The 416-nt window shown below is 64.7% G+C and carries 1 pseudogene; it reads left to right on the top strand.

Features of this window, described 5'->3' with window-relative positions:
* A pseudogene (locus C1I92_RS35975) lies at window positions 1–416 on the top strand (bifunctional salicylyl-CoA 5-hydroxylase/oxidoreductase); the annotation flags it as partial.

The following is a 416-nucleotide window of genomic DNA, read 5'->3' as shown; positions in this document are numbered from 1 at the left end:
GGTTCCAGGCGCATGCGTACCGCTTTGATGACGAAACCTCCACCTTCATTGTCGGGGCGCCCGAAGAGGTGTGGCGCGCCGCCGGGCTGGAGACCATGGAGAAGGAAGACGCCATCGCCTATTGCGAGCGCCTCTTCGCAAAGTACCTCGACGGCAACAAGCTGATTTCCAATGCCACGCACCTGCGGGGCTCTGCGCAGTGGATTCGGTTTCCGCGCGTGGTCTGCCGACATTGGGTGCATACCAACGCGCACGGCACGCCGGTGGTGCTCATGGGCGACGCCGCACACACGGCGCACTTCTCGATTGGCTCCGGCACCAAGCTGGCGCTGGAAGATTCGATCGAACTCGCGCGCAGCATCGGCCAGCACCCGGGCGATTTGCGTGCCGCGCTTGAGCACTACGAGGCGGTGCGC

The organism is Jiangella anatolica (genome assembly GCF_003236295.1).
Lineage (GTDB): Bacteria > Actinomycetota > Actinomycetes > Jiangellales > Jiangellaceae > Jiangella > Jiangella anatolica.
The sequence above is the reverse complement of the archived record's forward strand: the minus strand, read 5'-3'. Positions and strand labels throughout refer to the sequence as shown.